Genomic DNA, 2127 nt, shown 5'->3' on the forward strand with positions numbered 1-2127 from the left:
AGTTTCATCAAACCGTGATCTTGGTAAGCCACGACGTGAGCGAAATTTACAGGCTTTGCGAGACGGTTTATGAGATGCATGACGGCAGGGTCGTGCGCAGCGCGAGCCCGAATGAAATTTTTCTTAAAACGAGCGGCTCGCAGAAATTTTCTTTCGCGGGCAAGATCGTCGATCTGCAAGCTCGCGACGCCGTGCAGATCGCCGTCGTAGCGATCGGCAACCAGCTAAGCGAGGTCGTTTTAAGCGCGCACGAAGCCCAAGGCTTGCAAATAGGCGATGAGGTCAAAGTGGGCGCAAAGGCCTTTAACGTGAGCCTCAGTAAGATTTAACGATGCAGCGTCCCGCTTTAAATTTTTACGTAAAATTTATGCCTGGAAATTTTAAAAGCCCAGCCTCTGCGCGGCGAGCTAACGCGATTTTTGGATCCGCCTCGTTTGCTTTGCAAAATTTCATTTCGGCTTTAAAATTCTATCCGCGCAAATTTGCGTCTATTTTAAAATTTGCTCCGCAGAAATCGGCGTCGGTTTTTAAATTTTGCCCGCGCCGCTTTGCGTCAAATTTACGCTCAGCCTTGCGTGCGGTTTTTGCCGCGGCAGAAGCATTGTCCGCTAAAATTTTATCGTGCAAAATTCCTGTGCCGCGAAACTTTGTGCTTTTAAATTCCATGTCGTTAAATTTAACGCTGCGAAATTCCGCGCGACAAAATTCTGCGCCGCAAAATTTTGATCCGCAAATATCCGCATGGCAAAGTCTGGGGCAACAAGGCTGCGCGCAGCAAAGCATCCTCGCACTACAGAATTTCACGCCGCAAAAAAGCGCGCGCCTAAACTGCGTATCTAAAATAGCCGCGCCGCAAAATTTCATGCGTCTAAATCTCGCCGTGCCGCGAAGCCCATTGCTCTTAAATTCGGCATTTAAATTTAAAGCGAGCGCAGATGTTTGAAATTTTGTCAAATTTAGACTACACCCCTTTCGTGATCTCGCTCAAACTCTCGCTGATTGCGACGTTTGTGCTATTTTGTATCTGCGTGCCGCTTGCGTTTTTTATGGCGAGAAAAAATTTCCGAGGCAAAAGCGTGATCGAATCGATCATCTCGCTTCCGCTGGTGCTGCCGCCATCGGTGTTAGGGTTTTACCTGCTCGTTTTTCTCTCGCCGTATTCGGTGCTGGGCGAGTTTTTTGACAAACACTTCGGGCTTCGGCTCGTATTTAATTTCAGCGGGCTCGTGATCGCGAGCTGTATCTACTCGCTGCCGTTTATGTTTTCGCCGCTGGTTTCGGGCTTTCGCTCGCTTCCGCGCTCGCTTTTTTGGGCGTGCGATTCGCTCGGTAAGGGCTATTTTTCCAAGCTTTTTCGCGTCGCGTTGCCCGCGATACGCCACTCCCTGCTTAGCGCCTTAGTGATCTGCTTTGCGCACACGATGGGCGAATTCGGCGTCGTGCTGATGATCGGCGGCAGCGTGAGCGAGCAGACCAAGGTCGCTTCCATCGCGATCTACGAAGCGACCGAAACGCTCGATTTCGCGCAGGCTCACGCATATTCCGCGCTGATGCTGCTCTTTAGCTTTGCGGTGCTTTTGATTATGCATTTTTTGGGCGCAAAAGGCGCAAAAATACAAGCTTAAATCGGCTTTAAAACGAAATTTGCTAAAATCCTTCAAAATTTGGAATTTGGCATGAAAAATAAAAAAGACTTCGTTACCGAAAGATTTAACGCCGCCTTGATTCTAGGTGCTGCGCTGCTTACGCTTGTAGTAGTTTGCGAGATTAGCTTTTTGCGCACTAGGATCGCTACGCAGCTTGATTTGCGGACGCGCACAGCGATTACTTTACTTAAAAATACCGACGAGTCGCTTTTTAGCGAGCTTGAAATTCTAAAAGAAACTATCCTTTCTTTGGACGCAAGGCACGAAGCTGCACAAAGCGAGCTTTATGCGGATTTGATCCGCAATGTCGTAAAATCTTCTCATAGATTTGATGCTATTTTTTATCTGCGCGTGCATGATACAGAGCAAGAGAGTTTGGCAGAATTCTCATCTGATGCTCGCATTTTAGATCTAGGCGAGATACGGCTTGCGGATATCATAGGCGAGCTAAGAGACGGCGAGTGGGTCTCTCGATATATGA

At 48.3% G+C, this 2127-nt stretch carries 3 protein-coding genes and 1 pseudogene; 3 read left to right on the forward strand and 1 reads right to left on the reverse strand.

The genetic code is table 11. The annotated features are described in order from the left end of the window. A pseudogene (locus Q0236_RS00205) lies at window positions 1-329 on the forward strand (ABC transporter ATP-binding protein); the annotation flags it as partial. A gap of 139 nt (window positions 330-468) precedes the next feature. On the opposite strand, the gene Q0236_RS00210 reads toward Q0236_RS00205, so the two are convergent. Beyond that, the gene (locus tag Q0236_RS00210) at window positions 469-954 is read right to left on the reverse strand and encodes a pentapeptide repeat-containing protein (RefSeq protein ID WP_297913614.1); all 486 of its coding nucleotides are present in this window, start codon (window positions 952-954) and stop codon (window positions 469-471) included. Here Q0236_RS00210 and modB point away from each other — a divergent pair. Together modB and Q0236_RS00220 are read left to right on the forward strand one after the other, a co-directional pair. Beyond that, on the forward strand, window positions 936-1625 hold the full coding sequence (gene modB, locus Q0236_RS00215; RefSeq protein WP_297913617.1) for a molybdate ABC transporter permease subunit: 690 nt from the start codon (window positions 936-938) through the stop codon (window positions 1623-1625). The genes Q0236_RS00210 and modB overlap by 19 nt on opposite strands. Window positions 1626-1676: 51 nt before the next feature. Further along, the coding region (locus tag Q0236_RS00220) for a hypothetical protein (RefSeq protein ID WP_297913620.1) at window positions 1677-2127 on the forward strand (451 nt) is incomplete at its 3' end.

It is taken from the genome of uncultured Campylobacter sp. (assembly GCF_938031315.1).
Classification (GTDB): domain Bacteria; phylum Campylobacterota; class Campylobacteria; order Campylobacterales; family Campylobacteraceae; genus Campylobacter_B.

Coding starts and splice junctions, on each gene's coding strand:
- modB (WP_297913617.1), top strand. CDS start 936: ATGTTTGAAATTTTGTCAAATTTAGACTACACCCCTTTCGTGATCTCG.